Here is a 25008-nt window from a genome sequence, read left to right on the forward strand (position 1 = left end):
GAGGAAGTAGCACATGGATAAAAGAAAGAAAAAAAAGATTATTGGTATTACAACAGTAGCTATGGGTGCTACTTTTGTTGGTCTGACGTATTTTGCGAAAAAGCAGAAACCAAACTCTATATTTGAAAATGATCCGAATCAAAAAAATCCTCTCGAAGGAAAACGAGTTATTTTTGTGGAAGATGAAAAGGATAAAGAAAATGCGGATGGAATAAAAGGTCACTTAGTTGAAATTGGTGATTCTTTATACCGCCCTTTTTTTATGAAAAATATATCAAACGTGGAATGGATGTCCTTCTTTCCTTTGGTGGTTTGGTTGTATTGAGCCCGATTATGGGAACGATTGCACTAGCTATCAAATTGGAAGATCCAGGTCCCGTATTATTTACCCAAAAACGATTGGGACAGAATAAGCAATATTTTAAGTTGCATAAATTCCGTTCCATGAAAATGTCTACACCACATGATGTACCAACCCATATGTTGGATAATCCAGATCAATATATCACAAAAATTAGAAAATTCATTCGTGCCCATTCCTTAGATGAATTACCACAAATCTGGGATATATTTATTGGAGATAGCGGTATAATAGGGACAACCAAGAAAAACCTTGATTTTACAAGGGTTTCGCTGGCTTAGTCGAATCTGGTTATGATGATTTTTCTGCATGGTTGTGTCGGGTGAGTAGCGGAAATATGAAAATTGAATGGTTTCTTGGATGCTTATTTTGACCCACACTATAAGCCGAAAAATTATGATAAGGAGGTTTGAACTAGCCTGCGAATGATCTTTAAATAGAACATTCACAGGCTAGTTGTCGTGTTAGAGAAACGTCCTATTTAAATAAGAAGAAAAATATTTTTAACTTATGAGGAGGGTGTTGAGAATGGGAAAGAAATTACTGATTGTTGCCTCTAAAAGATATGGAGATTATGTAAAGGAAATAGCAGAGTCAATGGGCTGCTTTGAGGCAATCTCCTTTGTAGATAACGACAGAGAAGGTGCTATTGGAAAACTGGAAGAAGTAGAAACTCTTTATCCAGAATATAGATATGCAATAGCAGCATGTGATGATGGAGCAGAAAGACTTGAATGGAACAAGAAATTAGAAGCACTTTATTTCCAGTTTTAGCCCATATGGATTCTACAATTTCTCCATCAGCTAACTTAATGCTTGGTTGCATTGTTGAGCCGAGAGTAGTTGTTGGTTGTGGAAGCACTATCGGTCAGGCAACGGTTGTAGGTGCCAATACAGTAGTGGAGTCATATAGCTTTATTGGAGATGGCTGACATTAAGATCTGGAACAATTGTGAAATCAACGAGCGCACTTGAAATTGGCACTGAAACAGAGCAGGGAATTGTTTTGTTTACACCACTTACAAGCAAACAGTGAAAAAATAAAAAGTGAAAGGAAGAAACCGTCCCGGTTTTTGTGGGGGAACACAATGAATAGTCAATGCTACACGATTTGGAAATGTATTGGGCAGTGCAGGATCAGTTATTCCGTTGTTTAAACGTCAGATTGCTAACGGTGGTCCTGTCACAGTTACCGACAAGAGAATCATCAGGTATTTCATGACAATTTCGGAAGCATCACAGCTTGTTCTTCAGAGTGGAGCGATTGCAAGCAACGGAGAATTATTTGTTCTAGATATGGGACCGCCAGTTAAGATTATGGATCTGGCGGAAAATATGATCCGTTTATCTGGTGTCCAGGGAATTGAAATTATTGAAACGGGATTAAGACCAGGAGAAAAACTGTATGAGGAGTTATTGGTTAAAACAGAGGAACTGGATAAAACCGATAATAGCATGATTTTTATTGAAAGAGATACAGCTTTAAATAAAGAAGAGATTTATAAAAAATCAAAGTTCTTAGAGATGCCTGTGATACAGGTGATGATTTGATTGCAAAAGAAGCTCTCCGAAGTGTTGTACCAACATTTAAGACACCAGAAGAGGTAAACAAAGAGATTGCATAAAGAATAACCACAACATGGAGCGATATAAAAGAGGTAATTACATATGTTTAAAGAGAACAATAATTTTGAAAAATTTGAATCAAAAGTTTGGTTGAGCAGTCCGACTATGCATGGTCCGGAAATTGAATATGTGAAAGAAGCGTATGAAACAAACTGGATGTCCACAGTTGGTAAGAATATCAATGAAGTAGAAAGAATGGCATGTGAATATATCGGTTGCAAATACGCAGTTGCATTATCAGCAGGAACAGCGTCCTTACATTTGGCAATGAAACTGGCAGGTATTGAAGCATATGGTATGCCAAAGGTTGGGCATGGTGCATTAGAGGGAAAGAAAGTATTTTGCTCTGATATGACATTTGATGCAACTGTAAATCCGGTAGTTTATGAAGGCGGAGAGCCGGTGTTTATTGATACAGAGTATGACACCTGGAATATGGACCCGGTTGCATTAGAAAAGGCATTTGAAATTTATCCGGATACAAAGGTTGTGGTTGTTGCACATCTTTATGGAACTCCGGGTAAAGTTGATGAGTTAAATACAATTATTAAAAAGCATGGTGCCATTTTAGTAGAAGATGCAGCAGAATCTATGGGAGCTACATATAAAGGCGTGCAGACTGGTACATTTGGAAAATATAACACAATTTCTTTTAATGGAAATAAGATTATTACTGGTAGTGCTGGTGGATGCTTCCTGACAGATGATGAAGAAGCTGCAAATAAGGTTCGTAAGTGGTCAACTCAGGCGAGAGAAAATGCTGCATGGTATCAGCATGAAGAACTGGGATACAACTATCGGATGAGTAATGTGGTTGCTGGTGTTGTTCGTGGACAGTTTCCTTATCTGAAAGAGCATATTGAGCAGAAGAAAGCAATTTATGAGAGATATAAAGAGGGCTTAAAAGGACTGCCAGTATCTATGAACCCAATGGATCTGGAAAATTCTGAACCAAATTACTGGTTGTCTTGTCTGATTATTGATAAGGAAGCAATGTGCAAACAGGTTCGTGGTGAGCAGGATGTGTGCTATGTAAAAGAAACAGGAAAGTCTTGTCCAACAGAAATTCTGGAAGCGATTGCATCTATTAATGCTGAGGGGCGTCCAATTTGGAAACCAATGCATATGCAGCCGATTTATCGTTTGAATCCATTTGTTGTCAGAGATGGAAACGGACGTGCCAGATCAAATGCGTATATTGCAGGCGGAGTAGCTGATGTAGGTATGGATATTTTTACAAGAGGATTATGTCTGCCAAGTGACAATAAAATGACCGTAGAGCAGCAGGAGAGAATAATAAAAGTGATAAGAGCTTGCTTTATGTAAAAAATGAGGGATGAAAACTATGGAAAAGAAACACCAACCATATGGAATATATGAAAAATATGTCAAAAGAATTTTAGATATTATATGTTCATTGATTGTAATTATTCTTTTTGGATGGCTATTTATTATAGTTGCATTTTTAGTGAGATTCAAATTGGGGAGTCCAATTATTTTTAAGCAACCTAGACCAGGAAAAAATGGTGAAATTTTTAATTTGTACAAATTCCGTACTATGACAGATGATAGAGATGAAAAAGGTGAATTGCTGCCGGATGCTCAACGTTTAACTTCCTTTGGAAGATGGCTAAGAAGTACGAGTTTAGATGAATTGCCAGAAGTTTTTTGTATACTGATTGGCACTATGAGCCTAATTGGACCAAGACCTTTGGCGGTAAAGTATCTACCTTATTACAATGAATATGAAATGCATCGTCATGATGTAAGACCGGGATTAACTGGATTGGCTCAAGTTAATGGAAGAAATTTCGTCAATTGGGATGAAAGATTTGCGTATGATGTTAAATATGTAAATAAAATAACCTTTTGGAATGATTTGAAAATTATATTTTTAACTATAAAAGCGGTCGTAAAAAGAACTGGAATTGAAGCCTGCGGTAGCTTTACATTACAGGATTTTGATGAATATAGACAGAATCAGATAAAGCATGGAGAACAATAGAATGGAAATATTATATAGAGAAATAAAAGAAGATGATATTTTAACTCAAAAAAAAGAAATACTTGAATTATTTAAGTTACTTTTTGACGAAGATAAAAAAAGAGAAAAAATATCTGAAATGTATTATGAAAATATGTCTAAATTTTGCAAAGATGGAAGTGCGATATTATTAGGTGCTTTTTGCAAAAATGTATTAGTGGGTTTTCATTGGGCTTATGAAATAAATTGGGGGGGGCAGAAACGTATACACAGTTATTTCATAGCTGTCAATGAATCTTATCAGAATATGTCTGTTGGAACTAAACTCCAAAAAATGCTGGAAAAAATTGCTATATCAAGAGAGATATATATTATAGATACCAATTGTGAAAAAGAAAATAAACAATCATATAGATACCACTTAAAACAAGGTTTTGAGGTGGAAAGTTATCGAATGATAAAGAAATTGGAAGATAGAGGTGCAGAAATGATAATACAGGGTGAAAAAGTAATTCTTAGGGCATTAGAAAAAAATGATGCAGATTTATTACTTGATATTATAAATGATCCCGATACTGAAAATATGTTGGGTGGCAGTTCTTATCCTGTTTCATATGATATGCAATGCGAATGGATAGAAAATCAAAAAAATGATGATACAGTGTTTAGAACAATTATTGCATTAAACGATGAAAAGAAAACAGGAATAGGAACAATAATATTAAGTAATATTGATATGAAAAATGGAACTGCTGAAGTTCATGTTAAATTAGCGGTAGCAAATAGCAGAGGCAAAGGATATGGTACTGATGCAGTGAATACTATTGTTAAGTATGCTTTTAATGAAATGCGCTTGAACTGTATATATGCAGAAATTTTAGAATATAATCAACCATCAATAAGATTGTTTGAAAAATGTGGATTTAAAAAAGAAGGAACATTATATTCGAGAATATATAAAGGGGGAAAGTATATCAATTTGATGTCTTTTTCTAAAGTAAAGGGGATTTGAAATAGTGTTAGAAATTGGTAGTGAATTTTGGGAAGTTGATAATTCGACTAAAAAAAATCACTTGTTTCCAAGTGATACAAAATGGTTCCTTTCGGGGCAAAATGCACTTAATTTTATTATTGATGATATTAAAAGTAAGCATGATGTATCTTCTGTTGCGTTACCATCGTGGTGTTGTGATAGCATGATTATCCCTTTCATTATAAATGATTTTGACATATCTTTTTATGACATAGAATTGAAAAATGGAAATTTGGTTCAAAAAATAGACAAAGAATGTGATGTTATTCTGGCTATGGATTATTTTGGCTATGAATCAAGTTATAATTTATCGAATTATAATGGCATTGTTATAAGAGATTTGACACATTCTATTTTTATAAAAGAATATAAAGATGCAACATATTATTTTGGAAGTCTAAGAAAATGGACGGGTGTATATACGGGTGGATATGCTTGGAGTAATGAAAAATGGACAGATGAAATACCTGTCAGAGATGTTGACCGGAAGTATGTAAGTTTGAGATGTCAAGCCATGAAGCAAAAGCATGATTATATTGAAGGACTGACAAAATCAAAAGGGTATTTAGAAATATATGAAGAAGCTGAAGATGTATTAGATGAATGCAATTTAAAAGGTGTATATAATGCGGAAAGGGCAGATATATTAGCAGCTCAAACATTAGATATTGATAAAATCAAAAAAAAGCGAAGGGAAAATGCGAAAGAACTATTGAAATCAATATCAGATATTGCGCTTTTTCCTGAAATTTCTGATAATGATTGTCCTTTGTTTGTTCCAATCATTATTGAATGTCGGGATGAACTGAAAAAAATGCTCATTGGTAAAGGAGTCTATTGTCCAGTGCATTGGCCAATATCAAAACATCATATATTGACGAATAGGACAAGAGAAATTTATGAAAAAGAATTAAGCATTGTGTGCGATCAGAGATATTCAACTGAAGATATGAAAAAAATAAGCTGTTTAATTAAAGAATATATGGAAAAGTAGTTGAGGTTAAAAATGAAGAAAGATATTTATTACAATGTATATTACGGAAAACTGTATGAAAATATTGAACATGGGAAACTTGAAACATTTGAAGTCAATTCTGAGTATGGAAAAATTGAACATATTTTTATTAAAAGAGAAATTGAAATGAATACTGAAGGAAAATATTATGATATTGTAACTCCATATGGATATGGCGGTCCTATTATCACAGAATGTAACGATAGAGAAAAATTATTGGCACAGTTTGAAAAGAACTTTACGGAATATTGTACTGAAAATAATATTGTGTCTGAATTTATTCGTTTTCATCCAATTTTTGAAAATGCGTTAGATTTTAAAGGAATCTATGATGTTGTATATTCAAGACATACTGTAGGTACTAATTTGAAGGATTATGATGATCCTGTTCAGGCTGAATTTTCAAAATCTTTAAGACGAGAGATTAGAAAAGCAGAAAAAAATGGTGTGACTGTAAGAACAATTTTAGAGCCAAAGGATTTGTCGGTCTTTAAAAAATTATATGAAGAAACGATGGATAGAAATGAAGCCGATGCATATTATTATTTCCCAGATAGTTATTACGAATATATAATTAAGTATTTAGGAAAATCAGTGCTTGAAATTCAATTGATTTATGAAAATGAAATTATTGCAAGTGAAATGTATTTTATAGAAGGTGATCTGATGCATGCACATTTACTGGGAAGCTCTCAGAAGATGTTAGATTTAGACGCAGGAGCCTTGCTTGAGGCAACAGCTGCACGCTGGGGACATGAGCATGGATACAGATACATACATCATGGTGGTGGAAGAACAAGTGCAGAAGATGATTCTTTATATACTTACAAAAAGAAATACGGGAAAAATACTGAATTTGATTTTTATGTTGGAAAGAAAATATGGGATAGAGAAAAGTACGATGAATTAGTTGCAAAGAGAGAAGGAGAGTTGAATCACAAAATAGATAGTGATTATTTTCCAAAATACAGAGCTTAAATAAAAATATCGGAGAAAAATTATGAATATTTTATTTATATCAATGTCCTTGGAATTAGGATGTAAAGATTTATATTGTGATTTAATAGATAGCCTTTTAAAAAGAAATCACAAAATAACGGTAGTACGAAGTTTACCCAATATTACAAATACAACTTTTCAACAACAAGAATCAGGACTTAGTGTATTAGATGTAAAAACAGGAGATCCGTTCAGTCAGAATTTATTTAAAAAAGGTTTAAATCAGATAATGATTGGAACTTATTTAAAGCGGGCGATAAAAGAATATTTATTAAAAGAAAATTTTGACTTAATATTGTATGCAACACCACCTGTTACCTTAGCAGGAGTAGTTAAATTTTGCAAAGAAAAATATCATGCAAAAACCTTTTTGATGTTAAAAGATATTTTCCCGCAAAATGCCGTAGATTTAGGAATGATGAGCAAAACCGGTATAATATATAAATATTTTAGAAATCAAGAAAAGAAATACTATAAATATTCTGATTATATTGGTTGTATGTCTCAGGCGAATTTGGAATATGTATTAAAGCATAATCCGGAGGTCAAAAAAGAAAAAATACATATTTTTCCGAACTCCATTGAAATTGATTTTACAGGGAAAACGATATTTAACGAAGATAAAACAGTTTTTATGTTTGGAGGTAATCTCGGAAAGCCACAAAATATCTCTTTTTTGATTGATCTTTCTCGCAGGTTGAAAGGTTACTCTAAGGCAGAATTTATCATAGTTGGTGGAGGAACAGAACAGGGAAAAATAATAGAATATGTAACAAATGAAAAACCTGCAAATTTAAAGTTTAATAGGCGTCTTCCACAGGAGGAATATGAAAAGTTATTACAGACAGCAGATGTTGGATTAATTAGCTTAGATCCACGATTTACCATTCCAAATGTTCCTTCAAGAATGCAGAGCTATATGAAATTGAAAAAGCCTATTTTGGCAATTACAGATATAGCAACAGATATTAAAGGTATGATACTTGATAATGATTGTGGTTGGTGGTGTGATGCAAGAAATTTGAGTGATGCAGAAAAAATCATAAAGACAATCTGTGAAAATAAAGAAAATCAGAAGAAAAAAGGTTTAAATGGATTTGAATTTTTAAAAAGAGAATTTGATGTGGAATTGAATGCTGATAAAATAGAAGATTTTTATTGTAATAGAAATGAGCGAAAAAACTAACAAGTAAACTAAGAAAAAATTACTAGCAGATGTTATATCTGTTATTGGTCTTTTGATTTTGATATAAGGATTATATGTTTATGGAGAACTTATGGTAGATTTAAAACGAATAATTGCTAAAGGAATTAGAATTATTTTTAATCCAGTAGCTTTAACAAATTGTCAAGTAGATAGCAAAGCAAAGATATGCTCAGGAACACAAATGAATAATTCTAGCATAAAGAAGTATTCCTATTGCGGACATAATTGTTTTATTTTAGATTGTGAAATTGATGCATTTGTTTCTATTGCGGATAATTGCAGATTGGGTGGGGCAACTCATCCAATTGAGAGAGTATCTTCTTCACCAGTATTCCATGAGGGAAAAAATATTTTAAAAAAGAATTTCACAAACTTTGATATGGTTGAGGGAAAAGAGATAAAAATTCATTCAGATGTATGGATTGGTGCAGGAGTAATAATTTTGTCAGGAGTTACAATTGGAGTTGGATCAGTAATTGGTGCAGGAAGTGTCGTGACACATGATGTTCCACCATATGAGATTTGGGCTGGAAATCCAGCAAAAAAAATAAGGGACAGATTCCAACAAAACATAAAGATTAAATTATTAGAGACAAAGTGGTGGGAGTGGGATGATGAGAAAATAACAAAATATTCATACTTGTTTGACAGGCCCTTAGATTTTGTGGAGATGGTTGAGGAGAATCGGAATGAAAATACTAATGATAACATCTGTTTATAAAGATAAATCACTTGGAAATATTGATACATCTACTAATATTGTAAATTCATTTGTGAAAGAATGGATTAAACAAGGACACGAGGTATTAGTTATACATAACTCGCATTGCTATCCCAAAATAATTCACAAAATTCCCCGTAAAATTAAAAAAATTCTGGCTGGAAAAATGGGATTTGAGATTGCTGATTATGTAGCAGTTCAAGAAAAAAAATATTTTGATAATGGGGCAAAGATTTATAGATTGCCAATAAAAAAATATATTCCACATACGCAACCGAGAGAAAGTGCAATAAAAAAACAAGTTAATAAGATTGTTTCTGTATTGAAAAAAGAAAAATTTGTGCCAGATGTGATAACGGGGCATTGGGCAAGTCCGCAGATGGAAATTATTTCAGAACTAAAATTAACATATCATTGTAGAACTGCAGTTGTTCTACATGGTACGGGATATGTTGAATCATCCAAGTTCGATTCAAAGAAGTATTTGGAAAATATTGATGTATTAGGAGCAAGATCGCTATCCCAAGCTAGGCAGATTAAAGAAATGCTCCAATTAGATAAACTGCCGTTTGTGTGTAACTCTGGTGTACCAGATGAGTATTTGAAAAATTATAGGCTCAATACAGAAAAATATAGAAATATTGAAACATGGAAAATTACTTATGCTGGAAGACTTGTATCTTATAAAAATGTTGATGCAACTATAAAAGCATTATCAGAAATTAAGAGTGTAAATTGGGAGTTTAACATTGTAGGAGAAGGTGCTTCTCGTGCAGAACTGGAAGAGTTAGCGCAACAACTTAATTGTACAGATAAAATTCATTTTTGGGGACGTGTTTCTAGAGAGAAAGTTATGCAAATACTTGAAGATACACATATTTTTGTGATGATTAGTACAAATGAAGTATTTGGTTTGGTATACTTGGAAGCTATGGCTGCTAGTTGTTTGACCATTGCATCTAAGGATGGTGGAGTAGATGGTATTATTATAAATAAAGATAACGGATTTCTTTGCCATGAGGCAGATAATAAGGAATTAAGACAAATTTTGGAAGATATTATAAAATATGATAATAATAAATTAACACAAATTGTGAAACAAGGATATAAAACTGTTGAAGAGTATTCTGATTACAAGGTTGCAGAAAAATACTTGAGGGAAATATTTGAAAATTGAACTGGAGGAAGTAAAGAAAATGACAATTGAACAATTTGAGATTGTGAATAAGAAAAAAAATAGAGGATTTATATTCTTAGTTGCACTTGCATGTTTTTTTTCAAATATTTCCCAGCTCCCTTTTTTTGTTTCAATAGGTATGACTCAAAAATTGAATATGCCAATGTGGATTATATTACTATTGTACATTTTTCTTAAAAAAAAGATTAGAGTGTTCTATAGTACATTTAAGATATTTTTTGCCATATGTAGTGTATTCGTATTAATATTATTGTCATCTATTGTGACGAATAATTCATATTTCAATTCATCGGTATTACAAAGCTTAATTTTGTCGTTTTTTATTTATTGCCTAGGAACTTTTGTAGGAGACCAGTTTTCAGATAAAGATCTAAAAATCGTTTCTATGTCATATGTAATATCGGCAGCAACGGTAGCACTTTCGATATATGTAGAATATTTTTCTGTTGGATTTGATATTACGTCACGTCAATATGCGTATGCATCAAAAAATTCAATATCGCAAATTATATTTACTGCTATTGTTATACTTATGTTTATCCATTTTGATAAATTTAGGATTTTCAATTTGCTAAAAATAGTAGTCATAATTTTTGAAGTAATTTTGCTGATGTTTTTAAAATCAAGAGCTACGATTGTTGGATTTACAATATGCTTGATTTACATTATTTTAGGAAAACAATTTAATCGTAAAATAAAATATTTATTAACGGTAGTGGTGCTAATTGGCACATTAGTTTTACTTATGAATGAAAATTTATTTGATATGTTTGTGGGGAATATAATGTTTGCAGGAAGAAACGCTTCAAGTTTGGATTCACTAACATCTGGAAGAGTTTCTATTGTATCAGAATTTCCAGCTTTAATAGAAGGACATTGGTTGACTGGAATAGGTTCCTTGTATTTTGAATGTTTCCCTTTATCATGTATATTACAATTTGGCATTATTACAGGAAGCATTATAATTGGAATAGCATATTTACCGATTATAAAAAGTTTAAAATTTGACAGAACAAACGTTTATTCTTCGATACTTGTCATTGTATGTATAGGTTATGGAATAAATAGCATATTTGAGGGATTAGCTCCTATAGGACCAGGTGTTAAATGCTATTATATGTGGTTAATGTATGGCATATTGTTTGCGCGTGGTATAGAAAAATATGTTTAATAAAAGGAAGCTCAAATGAGTAAACTTAAGAAAAATTTAGGATATCAGACAATATATCAAATATTAAATACATGTATTCCGCTAATTACATCACCGTATTTAGCGCGAGTATTAGGAGCTGAAAAACAAGGCGTTTTTTCGTATACACAATCCATTGTTAATTATTTTACATTGTTTGCAATGCTTGGCGTAGTTAATTATGGAACGAGAACCATTGCAGATTGTGGGAAAGATAGAGGAAAAAGAAGTAGGACGTTTTGGAATATTTATATACTTCAATTATGTTGTACAGTAATTTCAATAAGCGTGTATGCGTTTTATTTGACCCAGATATGTTCTCAAAATACATACATAGCTTTTTTACAAATTTTTTACTTATTAGGATCATTGGTCGATATTAACTGGCTATTTTTTGGAGTAGAGAAATTTAAGATAACTGTGTCAAGAAATATGGTTATTCGAATTTGCTCTGTAATATTAATTTTAATGTTGGTTAGAAAGCCGAGTGATCTTTGGATATACACAGTAATTATGTCTGGTAGTACGTTCCTTAGTAATGCAATACTTTGGTTTTTTGCATCAAAAGAGATAGACTTAAAAGCTATTAAAGAGATTTCATGGTTTGAAATTGTTAGCCACATAAAACCTAATTTAGTTTTGTTTGTTCCATTGATGGCAATGTCAGTTTATCACATTATGGATAAAACGATGTTGGGCTTATTAAGTACTTATAAACAAGTAGGTTATTACTATAACGCTGATAAAATTATTAACATTCCAATAGGCATATTAACGGGTGTTGGGACTGTTATGTTACCGAGGATGACTTCTTTAAATAAAGAAGGAAAATTAGAGGAAGCAAGAAAACTTTTTTTACTTTCTATTGAATTAATCATTGTAGTTGCTGTAGCAATGGCATGTGGAATTTCTGCAATTTCAAAAGAGTTTACACCGTTCTTTTTTGGGAAGGGTTATGATGAATGTATCAGATTAATTATTGATCTATCCCCGGTTCTTGTAATAAAAGGTCTTTCAGAAATTGCTCGAATGCAATATTTAATACCAAATCATAAAGAAAAAATATTTATAGAGTCTGTATTTTGCGGTGCAGGTGTTAATTTTGTGGTGAATTGGTTTTTAATATCAAGGTTAGGAGCATTAGGAGCAGTTATTGGTACATTAGTGGCAGAATTGGTGAGTTGTGTTTGGCAATATATAAAAATGAATAAATATATTTCATGTTTAACTACAATTTTTAAGTCCATGATATATGTGGTGTTCGGAGTTATTATGTTTACAATTGTAAGAGTAGTGGCTCTATGCTTTAATGGAGGAATTGTTGCTCTTTTCTTTGAAGTTTTGACAGGAATAATTACATATGCAGTAATTTGTTTAATTTATTGGAAAGTAACAAAAAATAAAATTGTGGGTTTGGTTATTAAGAAAAAATAAAATATAAAATAAAAGGAGAAAAAAATGAGTTTATTTAAAGGAAAAACATTAATGATAACTGGTGGAACTGGTTCATTTGGAAATGCAGTTTTAAATCGTTTCCTTAAAACAGATATTGGAGAAATCCGTATCTTTTCGCGAGATGAAAAGAAGCAGGATGATATGCGACATGATTTTCAAGCGAGAATGCCGGAAGTAGCCGATAAAATCAAATTTTATATTGGAGATGTCCGTGATTTACAGTCTGTAAGAGCTGCAATGCCAGGTGTAGATTATATCTTTCATGCAGCAGCTTTAAAGCAGGTGCCATCATGTGAGTTCTTCCCGATGGAAGCAGTCCGCACAAATGTAATTGGAACAGAGAATGTATTGACTGCAGCAATTGAAGCAGGGGTTGAATCTGTTATCTGTCTTTCAACAGATAAGGCAGCGTATCCGATTAATGCAATGGGAATTACAAAAGCAATCGAAGAAAAAGTTGCAGTTGCAAAATCCAGAATGTCTGGAAAAACAAAGATTTGTTGTACCCGTTATGGAAATGTTATGTGCAGTCGTGGATCAGTTATTCCACTTTGGATTGATCAGATTAAGCGGGGAAATCCAATTACTGTGACAGAGCCATCTATGACACGTTTTATTATGAGCCTGGAGGAAGCTGTTGACCTTGTATTATTTGCATTTGAGCATGGCGAGAATGGAGATCTTCTGATTCAGAAAGCTCCAGCTTGTACAATTCAGACACAGGCTGAAGCAGTGTGTGAGCTGTTTGGTGGCAAAAAAGAGGATATTAAGGTAATTGGTATTCGTCATGGAGAGAAGATGTATGAAACACTTCTTACAAATGAAGAATGTGCGAAAGCTGTTGACATGGGAAATTTCTATCGTGTTCCGGCCGACAATCGAGGTCTGAATTATGATAAATACTTCAAAGACGGCGATGAGAAGAGAAATACTCTGACAGAGTTTAATTCTAATAATACTAAGAGATTAAATTTGGAAGAAACAAAAGAAAAGATTGCTTCTTTGGCATATATTCAGGCTGAACTTGCAAAGATGGAATAGTAATAAATACATATAACGGAAGGGGGGGAGTGCATGATGAGCGAAAATTCAAATTTTGATGTTAATGTAGAACGCATATATGATAATCTGGAACTGTTGGAGAAGGGACATGTTTATGAACTGCAAAAAACTCCGGGAATACCGAAATGTGCAACATTAGCAAGTCGAATAAGAGATGATGTAGATGTGATTGTTAAAGCACTTGATGAAAAGGAAGATATGGAAGCTACAGACGAGGAACAGTTTAATTTACTTGCAAAATTATTGGGTGGTTTATATGCGGAATTTTCATTACTGGCAAAAAAACAACCAGATGCCTTAACGAATGCATTTAAGACGAGTCGAGTCAATCGTGTGCTTTCTCCTCTGAAACAGATAATGGCATCAGAAGATTCTACACAGTATTTGGATTTATTACAGGAAGCTGATGATGGACAGGCGAATGGAAAAGGAAGAAGCACATATAGTGATGCGGTAATTATAATGAGCCAGTACAAAACTGCCTGTGATGAGTTTAGATTAAAATACTTTAACAAAGGCTGGGACATGCTGTGGCAGAGATGAGGAGCTTTAAAAAATGCTGTTATCAGATTATTTGAAAATAGGAGAAGCATTGGAGAACATAGGTGTATTTGATCCTGTTCTGGATAAGGATAATGCTTTTTTTTAATATCCAGAGATTGAAAGAAACAACTACTCCAGAATTTGAAGGCTCTTATGATAGAATCAATGATTTTTTTCGGAAAATCATAAAATTGTTGGATCGTGCAGAACAGAAAAACGTAAAAGATACATATTTTCGGGCTGCACTTGACATATTCAAGTTCTCAGAAGTAAATGGCATTTGTCTGGGCTTTGGAGAGAAAGCACCCGGATCAGGATTTGGAGCTAAAATATCAAAAATGGTGCTAGAAACAGCATATGATATAGTTAAGGCAGGAATTGAAGATCCGGAGTTTTTTCAACTGTTACCATTGTTCCAGGATAATGTTGGTCCTGATCGTTTAAGCGATATGATTGCAACATTGATTTTACCAGACATACAGGCATATACGGAGAGAGTGAACCAACAACTTGGAATTACAATAAATAATTATCCAGATAAGCTGTTTAATAATGGTTTATTATGCAACCCGGAAAAAGGATATGAAAATACTTTTGCTTCCGACAGAAATATTGCATAAATTGCCGGTAGCAAAATCATGGAAAGAAATAGATTCAGTCATTGTAGAGAATAATACAATTCGTGCTATGGTGAATAATGAGGTGGCAGAACACTGGACACAATGGGCTGCTACTGATCGTAAATATTATTTACGAGAGAAGATATTTAAAGATTCGGAAAAGTGTAAGCAGGTTATCGAGGCGTACCGAGAAGAAAAATTGGACGCATACAATCCGGAAGAACAGATAGATTATTTTCTTGCTAAATTATGGCAGAGAATAGAGAAAAGTGGAATATCATGGTTGTCAAAACATAAAGACAGCGAAATTGATAGCAAAGCTGCTTCACTTGAGATTTTAAATCTTTTCAAAAATTGGGTAGAATATAATAGAGGCTGGGAAGTCATACTAAGTGCTGGAACTCAGAAGCGTGAAAAAATTGTGCAGCGAGTGATTCACTTATCTGGTATAGCCTATATTAAGGCAAATAATTTAAGCCTAAGTTGTGAAGCTGATGAGGGTAGAGGACCGGTGGACTTCAAAATTAGCCGAGGACAGGATATAACGGTTATAGAAGTAAAATTATCTTCTAATGGTCAGTATATGCATGGATATGACACGCAGGTGGAGGAATATGCAAAAGCTGAACAGACGGATAATATGGTTTATGTATTGGTTGACGTTGGAAATCCAGTAAAGGTAAAAAAACTTCTTGATCGTTATAATCGAGATATAGATGAAGGTAAAAAAGTTCCAGAAGTAATCATGATAGATTCGACAAGTAAGGAATCTGCAAGCATTACATAATAGGAATTAAGATATGTATGATAAATATTCAAAGAAAGAGATTGTGAATAATAATGGGAACATATGATACTGTAAAATGGAAAGAAAATGGAAAGTTAAAATTGTTAATTATTGTAGGAACCAGACCAGAAATTATCCGTTTGGCTGCTGTAATTAATAAAACTCGTAAATATTTCGATGTGATTCTTGCCCATACAGGACAGAATTATGATTATAACTTAAATGGTGTATTTTTTAAGGACTTAAAGCTGGAGAATCCGGAAGTATATTTGAACGCTGTTGGAGCAGATCTTGGAGAAACTTGTGGAAATATTATTGCACAGAGCTATAAGCTGATGGCAGAGATTAAACCAGATGCAGTGCTGGTTCTTGGAGATACTAATAGTTGTTTGTCAGTGATTGGTGCGAAGAGATTGCATATTCCGATTTTTCATATGGAGGCAGGTAATCGCTGCAAGGATGAGTGTCTTCCGGAAGAAACAAATAGACGTATTGTAGATATTATTTCTGATGTGAATATGGCATATTCTGAACATGCTCGTAGATATTTGGCAGATTGTGGTTTGCCAAAGGAGCGTACATATGTGACTGGATCACCTATGGCAGAGGTATTACATAACAATTTAGCAGAAATTGAAGCATCGGATATTCATAGTAAACTTGGTTTGGAAAAAGGAAAGTATATACTTCTTTCAGCGCATCGTGAAGAAAATATTGATACAGAAAAGAATTTCTTATCTTTGTTTAATGCAATAAATAAACTGGCTGAGAAGTATAATATGCCAATTTTATATTCATGCCATCCTAGAAGTAAAAAGAGAATTGAATCTACAGGATTTAAACTTGATCCGAGAGTGATTCAGCATGAGCCACTTGGATTCCATGATTATAATTGCCTGCAGATGAATGCATTTGCAGTAGTGTCAGATTCTGGAACATTACCGGAAGAAAGTAGCTTCTTTACATCGGTGGGACATCCTTTCCCTGCTGTATGTATCCGTACATCAACAGAACGTCCGGAAGCATTGGATAAAGCATGTTTTATTCTTTCAGGAATTGATGAAAAAGGATTGTTACAGTCTGTTGATATTGCAGTCGAAATGAACAGAGCAGGAGATTATGGTGTCCCAGTTCCAGATTATATTGAAGAAAATGTTAGTTCAAAAGTTGTAAAAATTATTCAGAGCTATACTGGTGTTGTTAATAAAATGGTTTGGAGAAAAGAAGTGTAAATGAAACGTTGCACTGGTTCTATAACAAATAAAACAAGGATGTGAGTTGTATGAATATTTTGGTAACAGGTGCAAAAGGCATGGTAGGCACAGCGCTAGTAAATAATTTAAAAAATATCCGGGATAACAAAAATAGGACAAGACCGAATATTTCAATAGAAGATATATATGAGTATGATCTTGATTCAACGCCAGAAGAATTAGATCAGTATTGTCAAAAAGCTGATTTTGTATTTAATCTGGCGGGAGTAAATCGTCCTGAAAATCCAGAAGATTTTATGAAAGGCAATTTTGGTTTTGCTTCTATTTTATTAGATACATTAAAAAAATATAATAATAAAGCTACGATTATGTTGTCTTCTTCTGTACAAGCTACATTGGCTGGTCGTTTTGGAAATAGCGAATATGGTCGTTCGAAAAAAGCAGGTGAAGAATTATTCTTTGAATATGGAAAAGAAACAGGTGCTAAAGTAGCTGTATATCGTTTTCCTAATCTAATGGGGCATTCTAGGCCTAAATATAACTCGGCAGTTTCAACTTTTTGTTGGGCTATTGCCAATGATAAACCTTTTACGGTTAATGATAGAAACACAGAATTAGAACTTCTTTATATTGATGATTTAATCGGAGGTATGTTTGACTTATTAGAGGGAAAAGAAACACATTGTGAATATGATGGTGTAGAAACAGTAGTCAAAGAGAATGGTAGATATTGTTGTGTTCCGGTAACGCATAAAGTTACATTGGGAGAAATTGTTGATTTATTACAACAATTTAAGAAACAACCAGCCAATTTAATGATGCCTAAAATGCCAAATGGTAGTTTTTCAAAGAAGTTATTTAGCTTATATCTTACATATTTACCAAAGGATAAATTCAAATATTCATTAAAAATGAACTGTGATGATCGAGGATCATTTACAGAACTTGTTCATACAGAAGATTGTGGTCAAGTAAGCATTAATATTAGTAAACCTGGTATTACTAAAGGCCAACATTGGCATAATAGTAAATGGGAACAATTTATAGTAGTGCATGGACATGGACTCATTCAAGAACGAAATATCAATACAGGTGAAATTATTGAATTTGAAGTGAGTGGAGATAATATCGAATCGGTTTATATGGTTCCAGGATGGACACATAACATTATTAATCTATCAAAAACAGAGGATCTAGTAACCGTTATGACATGTAATGAAATTTTTAATCCAGAGAAACCAGATACTTTTGGAGAAAATGTGTAAAGCGAATATTCCAAGGTGGCGGAGCCACTCAATCCACGAAAAATGAGCCACTTCAACGATGTCCTGAAGTGGCTTTGTGAACTCGCTCTTATTTTAATCCCTTTTAAAGATATCTCGTGTATAGACTTTGTCTTGTACATCATCCAAACATGTATCATATCTATTGGCGATAATGGCTTGGCTTTGCTTCTTGAATTTCTTTAGGTTATTCACAACTCTTGATCCAAAGAATGTTTCACCATTTTTCAAAGTCGGTTCATAAATGATGACTTTGGCACCTTTGGCTTTGATTCGTTTCATGACACCTTGGATAGAGGATTGTCTGAAATTATCAGAATTGGATTTCATTGTTAGTCGATATACACCAATGACACATTCTTTTTCTTGATTAGGCGAATAATCACCTTGAGAATAATAATCATAGTATCCGACCATATGTAATACTTGATCAGCAATAAAGTCTTTTCTGGTTCGATTACTTTCTACAATGGCAGAAATCATGTTTTGTGGGACATCATTGAAGTTAGCTAGTAGTTGTTTAGTGTCTTTGGGTAGGCAATAACCGCCATAGCCAAAACTAGGATTGTTGTAGTGATTTCCAATACGAGAATCTAGACATACACCATCAATGATTTCTTTGGTATTTAATCCTTTAGATTCTGCATAGGTATCCAATTCATTAAAATAGGAAACTCGAAGGGCTAAATAGGTATTCGCAAATAATTTAACAGCTTCGGCTTCGGTAAATCCCATAAATAAGGTATCAATATTTTCTTTGATGGCACCTTGTTGTAGAAGTTTCGCAAAGATATGTGCTTTTTCTTTGGAATCTTCATCACAAGATACAATGATGCGAGATGGATATAAATTATCATATAATGCTTTGGATTCTCTTAAAAATTCGGGACTAAAGATAATATTTTTTGTATTGTATTTTTTTCGAATTGACTTAGTATAGCCAACTGGAATGGTGGATTTAATGACCATCATAGCTTCTGGATTCACTTTTAAGACCAATTCAATGACAGATTCTACAGCTGAACAATCAAAGAAATTTTTTTTACTATCATAGTTGGTTGGTGCAGCAATTACGACAAAATCGGCATTTTTATAAGCTTTTTCACCATCTAATGTAGCCGTTAAATCTAAATCCTTTTCCGCTAAATATCTTTCAATATATTCATCTTGAATAGGCGATTTTCTTTGATTGATCATTTCTACTTTTTCTTCAATGATATCTACAGCCGTAACATGATTGTGTTGCGATAATAATGTTGCAATAGATAAACCAACATAACCTGTACCTGCAATCGCAATGTTGTATCGTTTATCAAGTGTTGGTTTCTTTATTGGTTCTTCTTCAAATAAATCAATCACTTCAAAATGTAAAGTTTGGGCAATATTCTCCAATTGATCAATCGAAGGAATATAATCTAAATTCTCAATTCGAGAAATCATTCCTCGATGAATCCCGGTTAATTGAGCTAATTGATTTTGTGTTAATTGTTGTTCTTTTCGTTTGGCAATAATGGTATCTGCCATTTTTTTATAAGAAATTTTTTTCATGTATTTTCTCCAAATCTATAAATAAACTTAAACAATTCTAAGTCATATGTCAATAATAATGTTTAAAATAATAAAACACAGTCACAATTTAATTATAAATGTCATTAATAATAGAATTATATGATGAATTATAAATCTGTCACACATCTTATTCCTATTAAAATAATATGATAAATATGATAAATTATATGCATAACTCTATGGTATCATATAGTTGTATAAGAAGAGGCTAACAAAAATTGTCTTCCTATATGTATGACTGGTCTCTTTTAATATTTATGTAAAGTCAGGTGACAATCAATGAATAAAAATGATTATGATCCATGGGGAATAAAAAATCTTGATCCACCAGAATATTTGTTCCATTATACAACTGTCGAATCTTTAGCATTGATATTAAAGAGTCACAGTATAAAATTCAGTCCGTTAACAAATTTGGATGATTTAGAAGAAGCAAAATTTAATGATTTGAAAAAAATTGGAAATTATTGTTTTGTGAGTTCCTGGACAAATGAAGAAAAAGAAAGTATACCTATGTGGAAAATGTATACGGGAAAAGATAATGGCGTAAGAATAAAAATGAAGAGCCGACCATTTAAACTATATGAGGACGAGTTAAATGATAATAGTTTTTTTAAAACATTAATACCTTTTCATTTATTGAAAGAACAAAATATTTTCTGCAAACAATATCAAGGTGGAGAAGGACCCTTTAAAGTTATATACACTGATGATGAAAACTGTCTTTATCCTAAGCTTATCGAACAAGGCAAAAACGAGTTATATTTTGGAATTGGTGAAATAGGAAAATATAAACGGACTGCTTGGAAATTTCAAAAAGAATATCGGTATATATTAAATATTTTTCCAATGAACATGAATGTATTCCCCGATGACAAAAATCAAATAAATCAATTTATGAAAAAAATAAATATAGAACTAAATCAAGCTATTAGGGGTGCTATGGAAGATTCTTTAGAAGAAAGCAACCAAAAATCCTTTTACTTAAAAATATCGGATGATGCATATGAGAATATTGAAATAACACTATCTCCTTTTATTAGTGATGGGAATAGAGCTATTGTAGATGTTTTAAAAGAAAAATATGCTCCAAATATGAAAATAAAAGAAAGTGATCTTTTCGAAAAAATACGTTAATATTTTTTGCCTTTACCAATAAGTATTGAATTCTAGGACGGTGCGGTGGAATCATAGATGTTATTTGCAGATGTCTTTATGTTGATTTTTTGAAAACTATGATCACTTCTTTTTTTAGAAGAGAGTGTAATCTAAACTGTGTAAGTTAGTTAGATGCGTACGGCTAACTAATGAACACAGTTTTTATTATGCCTATCTCATGATATGGTTGAAGGANGAAAGCGAGAGTGTAATCTAAACTGTGTAAGTTAGTTAGATGCGTACGGCTAACTAATGAACACAGTTTTTATTATGCCTATCTCATGATATGGTTGAAGGAGAAAAAGGAAAATGAATGAAATGAGTAAAATTAAAAGAAATCCCGCCGCTGTCAAGATTGCCAATGAAATCCTTAAAGAATATGACTGTGATTCATTAGCCGATATGCAGGATGCTCTCAAAGAAATCTTTGGTCCATTGTTTGAAGGCATGCTTCAGGGGGAAATGGACAATCATCTTGGTTATAAATCCAATTCAAAAGAGCCAAAATCTACAAAGAACAGAAGAAATGGTTCCAATCCCAAAACTTTAAAAACCACAATGGGAGAAGTAGAAATCAATGCGCCAAGAGACAGGAATGGATCCTTCGAACCAGTCATTGTTCCCAAACGATCAAAGGATGTTTCCGATATCGAAGGAAAGGTATTATCCATGTATGCACGTGGAATGTCACAACGGGATATCTCATCAACGATCGAGGATATTTATGGTTTTAAAGTATCCCATGATATGATCTCGGATATAACCAATGCTATCCTTCCGGAAGTGGAAGAATGGCAGAACAGACCGCTCAAAAAATGTTACCCATTTGTTTTTGTCGACTGTATGTATGTTTCTGTCAGAAACGATTATGAAGCCAAAGAAGAAGCCGTTTATGTGATTCTTGGGTATGACCTGCAGGGACAAAAGGAAATTCTTGGTTTGTGGATGGATTCCACGGAATCAAAGAACTACTGGATGCAGGTATTTGATGAGATCAAGGCACGAGGAGTCGAAGATATCTTTTTCATTTCTATGGATGGCGTATCCGGTCTTGAATCGGGTGCCAAAGCTATTTTCCCCGGAGTTGTCGTACAAAGATGTATCGTTCATCTGATTCGGAACTCCATCCGATATGTACCAACCAAGGACTACAAAAAATTCACTGCCGATCTTAAAAAAGTATATGGAGCCTCTTCACTAAAAGCAGCTAAGACTGCGTTCGACACATTCTGCGACAACTGGAAACAATATCCTGGAGCGATCGAAGTATGGAAAAGGAATTTCCTTCATGTAGAACAGCTGTTTGATTATGGATCTGCTGTTCGAAAAGTCATGTATACGACAAATGCGATCGAATCGGTAAATTCCTCCTTTCGAAAAGTGACGAAAAAAGGGTCATTTCCAAATCATGAAGCTGTATTCAAGCTGCTCTATTTACGGGTGAAGGAACTACAGAAAAAATGGGACAAAGGACATTTGAATAATTGGTCGATGGTATTGAATCAATTGTTGGTCAACGATCAGTTTAAGGATCGTATCGAAAAGTACATTCAATACTGAATCTTGAAATGATATATATTCCAATTTCCTTGTTTACAATGAGACTCCGCCCCTAAGAACCCGAAAAAACGGCCAGTCAAAAAAATCAATTTTCAGCTGGCCGTTTTAAGCATACCTTAGGGTCGATCATTATAAACAAGTTTTCTCGGCATAAAACATCATTTTAAAAACAAGATCGAGAACTTATCAAAATCGACTATAAAATATTAAATACACACTTTTCTTGACAAACCCTTTTAGAATAAGCATATGTTATGTGATGTGAAATTCCATTAATACTTTTATCCTAAGAATCAGATAATACAACTCTAACTCTTTAAGAATTTTAATATATCAAAACTTGGAGGTCACTGAGTGACCTCCATTCATGTTATTCTTGTACTATTAGGTGTTTGACAAAGTCATCGAAGGTATGGGAGTGAAGGAGTTGTTGGATCTTCTCGGGGGAATCTAAGGAATGTAAGATGGCTTCATATAATTCCATGAATTCGTTTCGATCTTTTTTGTACGGCAATCATTAATACGATATATACTTTTTCGTCATCCCATAGGATTCCTTTTGGGCTTAATAGGACAGAGCACATGGTTCTTTTGACGTTGAGTTCCATGGCGTGGGGAATCGTAAAGGTGCCAAAGAAACCGGCGGAGGATAGTTTTTCTCTTTGGAGCACAGATTCAATAAAGCCATCGGAAGTGTTTCTTGATCAATGAATTGTTAGCCCATAAAGCGAATGACTTCTTCTTTATTGGTTAAGTCATTGCGAATAAAGAAGAGGTTTTTATGAAAATAGGTATGGAACAAATCATTAAAGTGATCGGTCTTTTTTTGGTCAATGCATTCTTGTGTGGCGGTCATGATCTTCATTTGGTCTTGTAGATTATAAAAAGGGGAAATACAAACGACTTTTTTACCAAATATCTGCGTTTGTTTCGTGGTGATGATGTCTGCATTTTGAATATGTATATCGTGAATATTCAATTGATGAACTTGATACAATTGAATGAATTCCGATAAATTGGCCAGCAATGCTTTTTGGATCTTATCGGCAATATGATGGTATTGATCACAAAATAAGATGACATTGACTTTTTGATTGTTTTGCAGACAATTCTTTATCAAATAGCCAATGTGCACACTGATAAAGCCAATTTCGCTTTCGTCAATTTCAATTTGAAATTGTTCCGATATGCGTTGAGTCAGATAAACGGAGACATCATGAATAAAGGGGCTATTGTTCTTTAATTGATTCAACGATATATTTTCTGCAGGCCGATGTATTTTTGCGCGTTTGATCATGGCATCTATGTGCAATGAAAAATTATACAATTGTTCCGAATAATCAATGTCCAACATATATTTTTGAAACGTATCGATCAAAATATCATTGATGGTATCAATGAAAGATTGAGAAATAACTTCTTTTTTATTGTCGTCATCAATCAAATTGGAAGATTTAATTTGACCGGTCAATAACGAAGCCATATAGGCAATATCGTTTTTTGTTGGATGAATATGCCAGTGATTGGAATATTGCCTACAAATTTCATTGGCGATCGTATATTCAATCGAATGGGTCAAATCATTTTTTTGTTTGGATACAATATAGTGATTGTCACGTATTCGATATAAAGCAATGATTATACTAACAATTACATTTTCTTCATAGACCGAATCGACAAAGTAGCCTTGGTGGTCAATGGCATTCAATATGATGTGCTTGATGCGATCGGTACCGGTATCATTGAAATAGGCATGAATATCCGACATAGGATCGAAGGAGGCATTTAATTCCTTAGAAATCAAGGCTTGAATGAAAGAGCGTTTATTCTTTTCTTCACCAAGAATGGAAATATAGCCTTTTTCTCTTTGAATCTTTAAATCAAAGGGTGCTAATTCTTTATTGTATTCGCTATGCTAAAAAGAACTCAAAGAAAAATATCCAAATGTACCAATGATGGTCATGGATATGTGGGATTATGGTTCAATGAATGCGAAAGTCGTATTGGATAAGGCTTTGCAATTTTTAAAATAATATGCAAATTCAAACGGTCATTGACGCCATAAAAAAACAATATCGTGGATGTTATTATGATACGGATACACCCATTGATCCACAAACAACCAGAAATCAAATTTTTTTTGGAGATCTGAATCAAGAATGTATCGGTATTGTTGGGCAAATGTACATGTCATTCAAGCAGCAATTGACCAACAAGCCAACTTGATCATTTGCCATGAATCCCTATTTTGGAATCATGGCGATCATACGACATGGTTAGAAGATGCCAACAATGATGTCTACTTGCAGAAAGTCGAACTGCTCAGAAAACACGACATGGTCGTATGGCGCAATCATGACTATATTCATTCGGGGATCCAGACCAAAACGGGATATACAGATGGAATCTTTATGGCTTAGCCAA

General features: G+C 33.3%; 27 protein-coding genes. 24 read left to right on the top strand and 3 right to left on the bottom strand.

The features are described 5' to 3' along the window. Positions 1 to 13: 13 nt before the first annotated feature. The 20 genes from EDX97_RS11790 to EDX97_RS00205 all read left to right on the top strand — a co-directional run bounded on the left by EDX97_RS11790 (position 14) and on the right by EDX97_RS00205 (position 18279). Positions 14 to 325 (top strand): hypothetical protein, encoded by a 312-nt coding sequence (locus EDX97_RS11790; protein WP_221175858.1) that lies wholly within the window; start codon positions 14 to 16, stop codon positions 323 to 325. Positions 326 to 333: 8 nt separating this feature from the next. Continuing rightward, entirely contained in the window at positions 334 to 642 is a 309-nt protein-coding gene (locus EDX97_RS11795; RefSeq protein ID WP_245977965.1) for a sugar transferase, read from the top strand. A 247-nt stretch (positions 643 to 889) separates the two neighbouring features. After that, entirely contained in the window at positions 890 to 1135 is a 246-nt protein-coding gene (locus EDX97_RS00115; protein WP_128519198.1) for a hypothetical protein, read from the top strand. A gap of 348 nt (positions 1136 to 1483) precedes the next feature. After that, positions 1484 to 1912, top strand: coding sequence for a polysaccharide biosynthesis protein (locus EDX97_RS00125; protein WP_276330003.1), 429 nt, complete (start codon positions 1484 to 1486; stop codon positions 1910 to 1912). Between the two features lie 117 nt (positions 1913 to 2029). Further along, positions 2030 to 3313 carry a DegT/DnrJ/EryC1/StrS family aminotransferase gene (locus EDX97_RS00130; protein ID WP_128519200.1) on the top strand — a complete coding sequence of 428 codons (1284 nt, stop codon included), beginning with the start codon at positions 2030 to 2032 and terminating at the stop codon, positions 3311 to 3313. A 19-nt stretch (positions 3314 to 3332) separates the two neighbouring features. After that, positions 3333 to 3992, top strand: coding sequence for a sugar transferase (locus tag EDX97_RS00135; protein WP_276330004.1), 660 nt, complete (start codon positions 3333 to 3335; stop codon positions 3990 to 3992). A 1-nt stretch (position 3993) separates the two neighbouring features. Continuing rightward, the gene (locus EDX97_RS00140) at positions 3994 to 4983 is read left to right on the top strand and encodes a GNAT family N-acetyltransferase (protein WP_183164204.1); all 990 of its coding nucleotides are present in this window, start codon (positions 3994 to 3996) and stop codon (positions 4981 to 4983) included. A gap of 4 nt (positions 4984 to 4987) precedes the next feature. Next, positions 4988 to 5998, top strand: a complete 1011-nt coding sequence (locus EDX97_RS00145; RefSeq protein ID WP_128519202.1) for an aspartate aminotransferase family protein — start codon at positions 4988 to 4990, stop codon at positions 5996 to 5998. A gap of 12 nt (positions 5999 to 6010) precedes the next feature. After that, positions 6011 to 6997, top strand: coding sequence for a peptidoglycan bridge formation glycyltransferase FemA/FemB family protein (locus tag EDX97_RS00150; protein ID WP_128519203.1), 987 nt, complete (start codon positions 6011 to 6013; stop codon positions 6995 to 6997). Positions 6998 to 7019: 22 nt separating this feature from the next. After that, positions 7020 to 8204, top strand: coding sequence for a glycosyltransferase family 4 protein (locus tag EDX97_RS00155; protein WP_128519204.1), 1185 nt, complete (start codon positions 7020 to 7022; stop codon positions 8202 to 8204). Positions 8205 to 8295: 91 nt separating this feature from the next. Beyond that, positions 8296 to 8946, top strand: a complete 651-nt coding sequence (locus EDX97_RS00160) for a CatB-related O-acetyltransferase (protein WP_128519205.1) — start codon at positions 8296 to 8298, stop codon at positions 8944 to 8946. Next, positions 8915 to 10123, top strand: coding sequence for a glycosyltransferase family 4 protein (locus EDX97_RS00165; RefSeq protein ID WP_128519206.1), 1209 nt, complete (start codon positions 8915 to 8917; stop codon positions 10121 to 10123). The genes EDX97_RS00160 and EDX97_RS00165 overlap by 32 nt, the downstream gene beginning before the upstream one ends. 19 nt (positions 10124 to 10142) lie before the next feature. After that, positions 10143 to 11315 (top strand): O-antigen ligase family protein, encoded by a 1173-nt coding sequence (locus EDX97_RS00170; RefSeq protein WP_128519207.1) that lies wholly within the window; start codon positions 10143 to 10145, stop codon positions 11313 to 11315. A 15-nt stretch (positions 11316 to 11330) separates the two neighbouring features. Then, a complete protein-coding gene (locus EDX97_RS00175) occupies positions 11331 to 12767 on the top strand; it encodes a flippase (protein ID WP_128519208.1) in 1437 nt (478 codons plus the stop codon). 24 nt (positions 12768 to 12791) lie between these two features. Further along, entirely contained in the window at positions 12792 to 13829 is a 1038-nt protein-coding gene (locus tag EDX97_RS00180; protein WP_128519209.1) for a polysaccharide biosynthesis protein, read from the top strand. Between the two features lie 33 nt (positions 13830 to 13862). After that, positions 13863 to 14393: a hypothetical protein gene (locus tag EDX97_RS00185; RefSeq protein ID WP_128519210.1), complete on the top strand. Its 531-nt coding sequence runs from the start codon at positions 13863 to 13865 to the stop codon at positions 14391 to 14393. A 116-nt stretch (positions 14394 to 14509) separates the two neighbouring features. Continuing rightward, entirely contained in the window at positions 14510 to 15013 is a 504-nt protein-coding gene (locus EDX97_RS00190; protein WP_128519211.1) for a hypothetical protein, read from the top strand. Then, positions 14976 to 15800 (top strand): hypothetical protein, encoded by an 825-nt coding sequence (locus EDX97_RS11800; RefSeq protein WP_221175860.1) that lies wholly within the window; start codon positions 14976 to 14978, stop codon positions 15798 to 15800. Before EDX97_RS00190 ends, EDX97_RS11800 begins: the two co-directional genes overlap by 38 nt. Before the next feature lie 53 nt (positions 15801 to 15853). Continuing rightward, complete coding sequence (gene wecB / locus EDX97_RS00200; protein ID WP_128519212.1) at positions 15854 to 17032, top strand: non-hydrolyzing UDP-N-acetylglucosamine 2-epimerase; 1179 nt, start codon at positions 15854 to 15856, stop codon at positions 17030 to 17032. Between the two features lie 50 nt (positions 17033 to 17082). Further along, entirely contained in the window at positions 17083 to 18279 is a 1197-nt protein-coding gene (locus EDX97_RS00205; RefSeq protein WP_128519213.1) for a polysaccharide biosynthesis C-terminal domain-containing protein, read from the top strand. Positions 18280 to 18372: 93 nt separating this feature from the next. Here EDX97_RS00205 and EDX97_RS00210 read toward each other — a convergent pair whose 3' ends face one another. Beyond that, a complete protein-coding gene (locus tag EDX97_RS00210) occupies positions 18373 to 19845 on the bottom strand; it encodes a nucleotide sugar dehydrogenase (RefSeq protein WP_128519214.1) in 1473 nt (490 codons plus the stop codon). Between the two features lie 300 nt (positions 19846 to 20145). Here EDX97_RS00210 and EDX97_RS00215 point away from each other — a divergent pair, with 300 nt between their 5' ends. Then, positions 20146 to 21003, top strand: coding sequence for a DUF2971 domain-containing protein (locus tag EDX97_RS00215; protein ID WP_128519215.1), 858 nt, complete (start codon positions 20146 to 20148; stop codon positions 21001 to 21003). A gap of 339 nt (positions 21004 to 21342) precedes the next feature. Next, positions 21343 to 22584 carry an IS256 family transposase gene (locus EDX97_RS00220; RefSeq protein WP_420884680.1) on the top strand — a complete coding sequence of 414 codons (1242 nt, stop codon included), beginning with the start codon at positions 21343 to 21345 and terminating at the stop codon, positions 22582 to 22584. A gap of 470 nt (positions 22585 to 23054) precedes the next feature. Here the strand turns inward: EDX97_RS00220 and EDX97_RS12165 are convergent, their stop codons facing one another. Both EDX97_RS12165 and EDX97_RS00230 read right to left on the bottom strand, forming a co-directional pair. Next, on the bottom strand, positions 23055 to 23264 hold the full coding sequence (locus EDX97_RS12165; RefSeq protein WP_128520000.1) for a PTS sugar transporter subunit IIA: 210 nt from the start codon (positions 23262 to 23264) through the stop codon (positions 23055 to 23057). Between the two features lie 35 nt (positions 23265 to 23299). Beyond that, entirely contained in the window at positions 23300 to 24352 is a 1053-nt protein-coding gene (locus EDX97_RS00230) for a BglG family transcription antiterminator (RefSeq protein WP_128519217.1), read from the bottom strand. 266 nt (positions 24353 to 24618) lie between these two features. Between EDX97_RS00230 and EDX97_RS11590 the strand changes: the two genes are divergently transcribed. Beyond that, positions 24619 to 24810 carry a hypothetical protein gene (locus EDX97_RS11590; RefSeq protein WP_128519218.1) on the top strand — a complete coding sequence of 64 codons (192 nt, stop codon included), beginning with the start codon at positions 24619 to 24621 and terminating at the stop codon, positions 24808 to 24810. Continuing rightward, positions 24744 to 25004, top strand: coding sequence for a Nif3-like dinuclear metal center hexameric protein (locus EDX97_RS00240; protein WP_128519219.1), 261 nt, complete (start codon positions 24744 to 24746; stop codon positions 25002 to 25004). Before EDX97_RS11590 ends, EDX97_RS00240 begins: the two co-directional genes overlap by 67 nt. The last annotated feature ends 4 nt before the right edge of the window (positions 25005 to 25008 follow it).

The sequence above is a fragment of the Absicoccus porci genome (genome assembly GCF_003725415.1).
Classification (GTDB): Bacteria; Bacillota_I; Bacilli_A; order Erysipelotrichales; family Erysipelotrichaceae; genus Absicoccus; species Absicoccus porci.

Coding starts and splice junctions, on each gene's coding strand:
- EDX97_RS11790 (WP_221175858.1), top strand. CDS start 14: ATGGATAAAAGAAAGAAAAAAAAGATTATTGGTATTACAACAGTAGCT.
- EDX97_RS11795 (WP_245977965.1), top strand. CDS start 334: ATGGGAACGATTGCACTAGCTATCAAATTGGAAGATCCAGGTCCCGTA.
- EDX97_RS00115 (WP_128519198.1), top strand. CDS start 890: ATGGGAAAGAAATTACTGATTGTTGCCTCTAAAAGATATGGAGATTAT.
- EDX97_RS00130 (WP_128519200.1), top strand. CDS start 2,030: ATGTTTAAAGAGAACAATAATTTTGAAAAATTTGAATCAAAAGTTTGG.
- EDX97_RS00135 (WP_276330004.1), top strand. CDS start 3,333: ATGGAAAAGAAACACCAACCATATGGAATATATGAAAAATATGTCAAA.
- EDX97_RS00140 (WP_183164204.1), top strand. CDS start 3,994: ATGGAAATATTATATAGAGAAATAAAAGAAGATGATATTTTAACTCAA.
- EDX97_RS00150 (WP_128519203.1), top strand. CDS start 6,011: ATGAAGAAAGATATTTATTACAATGTATATTACGGAAAACTGTATGAA.
- EDX97_RS00155 (WP_128519204.1), top strand. CDS start 7,020: ATGAATATTTTATTTATATCAATGTCCTTGGAATTAGGATGTAAAGAT.
- EDX97_RS00160 (WP_128519205.1), top strand. CDS start 8,296: ATGGTAGATTTAAAACGAATAATTGCTAAAGGAATTAGAATTATTTTT.
- EDX97_RS00165 (WP_128519206.1), top strand. CDS start 8,915: ATGAAAATACTAATGATAACATCTGTTTATAAAGATAAATCACTTGGA.
- EDX97_RS00170 (WP_128519207.1), top strand. CDS start 10,143: ATGACAATTGAACAATTTGAGATTGTGAATAAGAAAAAAAATAGAGGA.
- EDX97_RS00175 (WP_128519208.1), top strand. CDS start 11,331: ATGAGTAAACTTAAGAAAAATTTAGGATATCAGACAATATATCAAATA.
- EDX97_RS00180 (WP_128519209.1), top strand. CDS start 12,792: ATGAGTTTATTTAAAGGAAAAACATTAATGATAACTGGTGGAACTGGT.
- EDX97_RS00185 (WP_128519210.1), top strand. CDS start 13,863: ATGATGAGCGAAAATTCAAATTTTGATGTTAATGTAGAACGCATATAT.
- EDX97_RS11800 (WP_221175860.1), top strand. CDS start 14,976: ATGAAAATACTTTTGCTTCCGACAGAAATATTGCATAAATTGCCGGTA.
- wecB (WP_128519212.1), top strand. CDS start 15,854: ATGGGAACATATGATACTGTAAAATGGAAAGAAAATGGAAAGTTAAAA.
- EDX97_RS00205 (WP_128519213.1), top strand. CDS start 17,083: ATGAATATTTTGGTAACAGGTGCAAAAGGCATGGTAGGCACAGCGCTA.
- EDX97_RS00210 (WP_128519214.1), bottom strand. CDS start 19,845: ATGAAAAAAATTTCTTATAAAAAAATGGCAGATACCATTATTGCCAAA.
- EDX97_RS00215 (WP_128519215.1), top strand. CDS start 20,146: ATGAATAAAAATGATTATGATCCATGGGGAATAAAAAATCTTGATCCA.
- EDX97_RS00220 (WP_420884680.1), top strand. CDS start 21,343: ATGAGTAAAATTAAAAGAAATCCCGCCGCTGTCAAGATTGCCAATGAA.
- EDX97_RS00230 (WP_128519217.1), bottom strand. CDS start 24,352: ATGTCGGATATTCATGCCTATTTCAATGATACCGGTACCGATCGCATC.
- EDX97_RS11590 (WP_128519218.1), top strand. CDS start 24,619: ATGCAAATTCAAACGGTCATTGACGCCATAAAAAAACAATATCGTGGA.
- EDX97_RS00240 (WP_128519219.1), top strand. CDS start 24,744: ATGTATCGGTATTGTTGGGCAAATGTACATGTCATTCAAGCAGCAATT.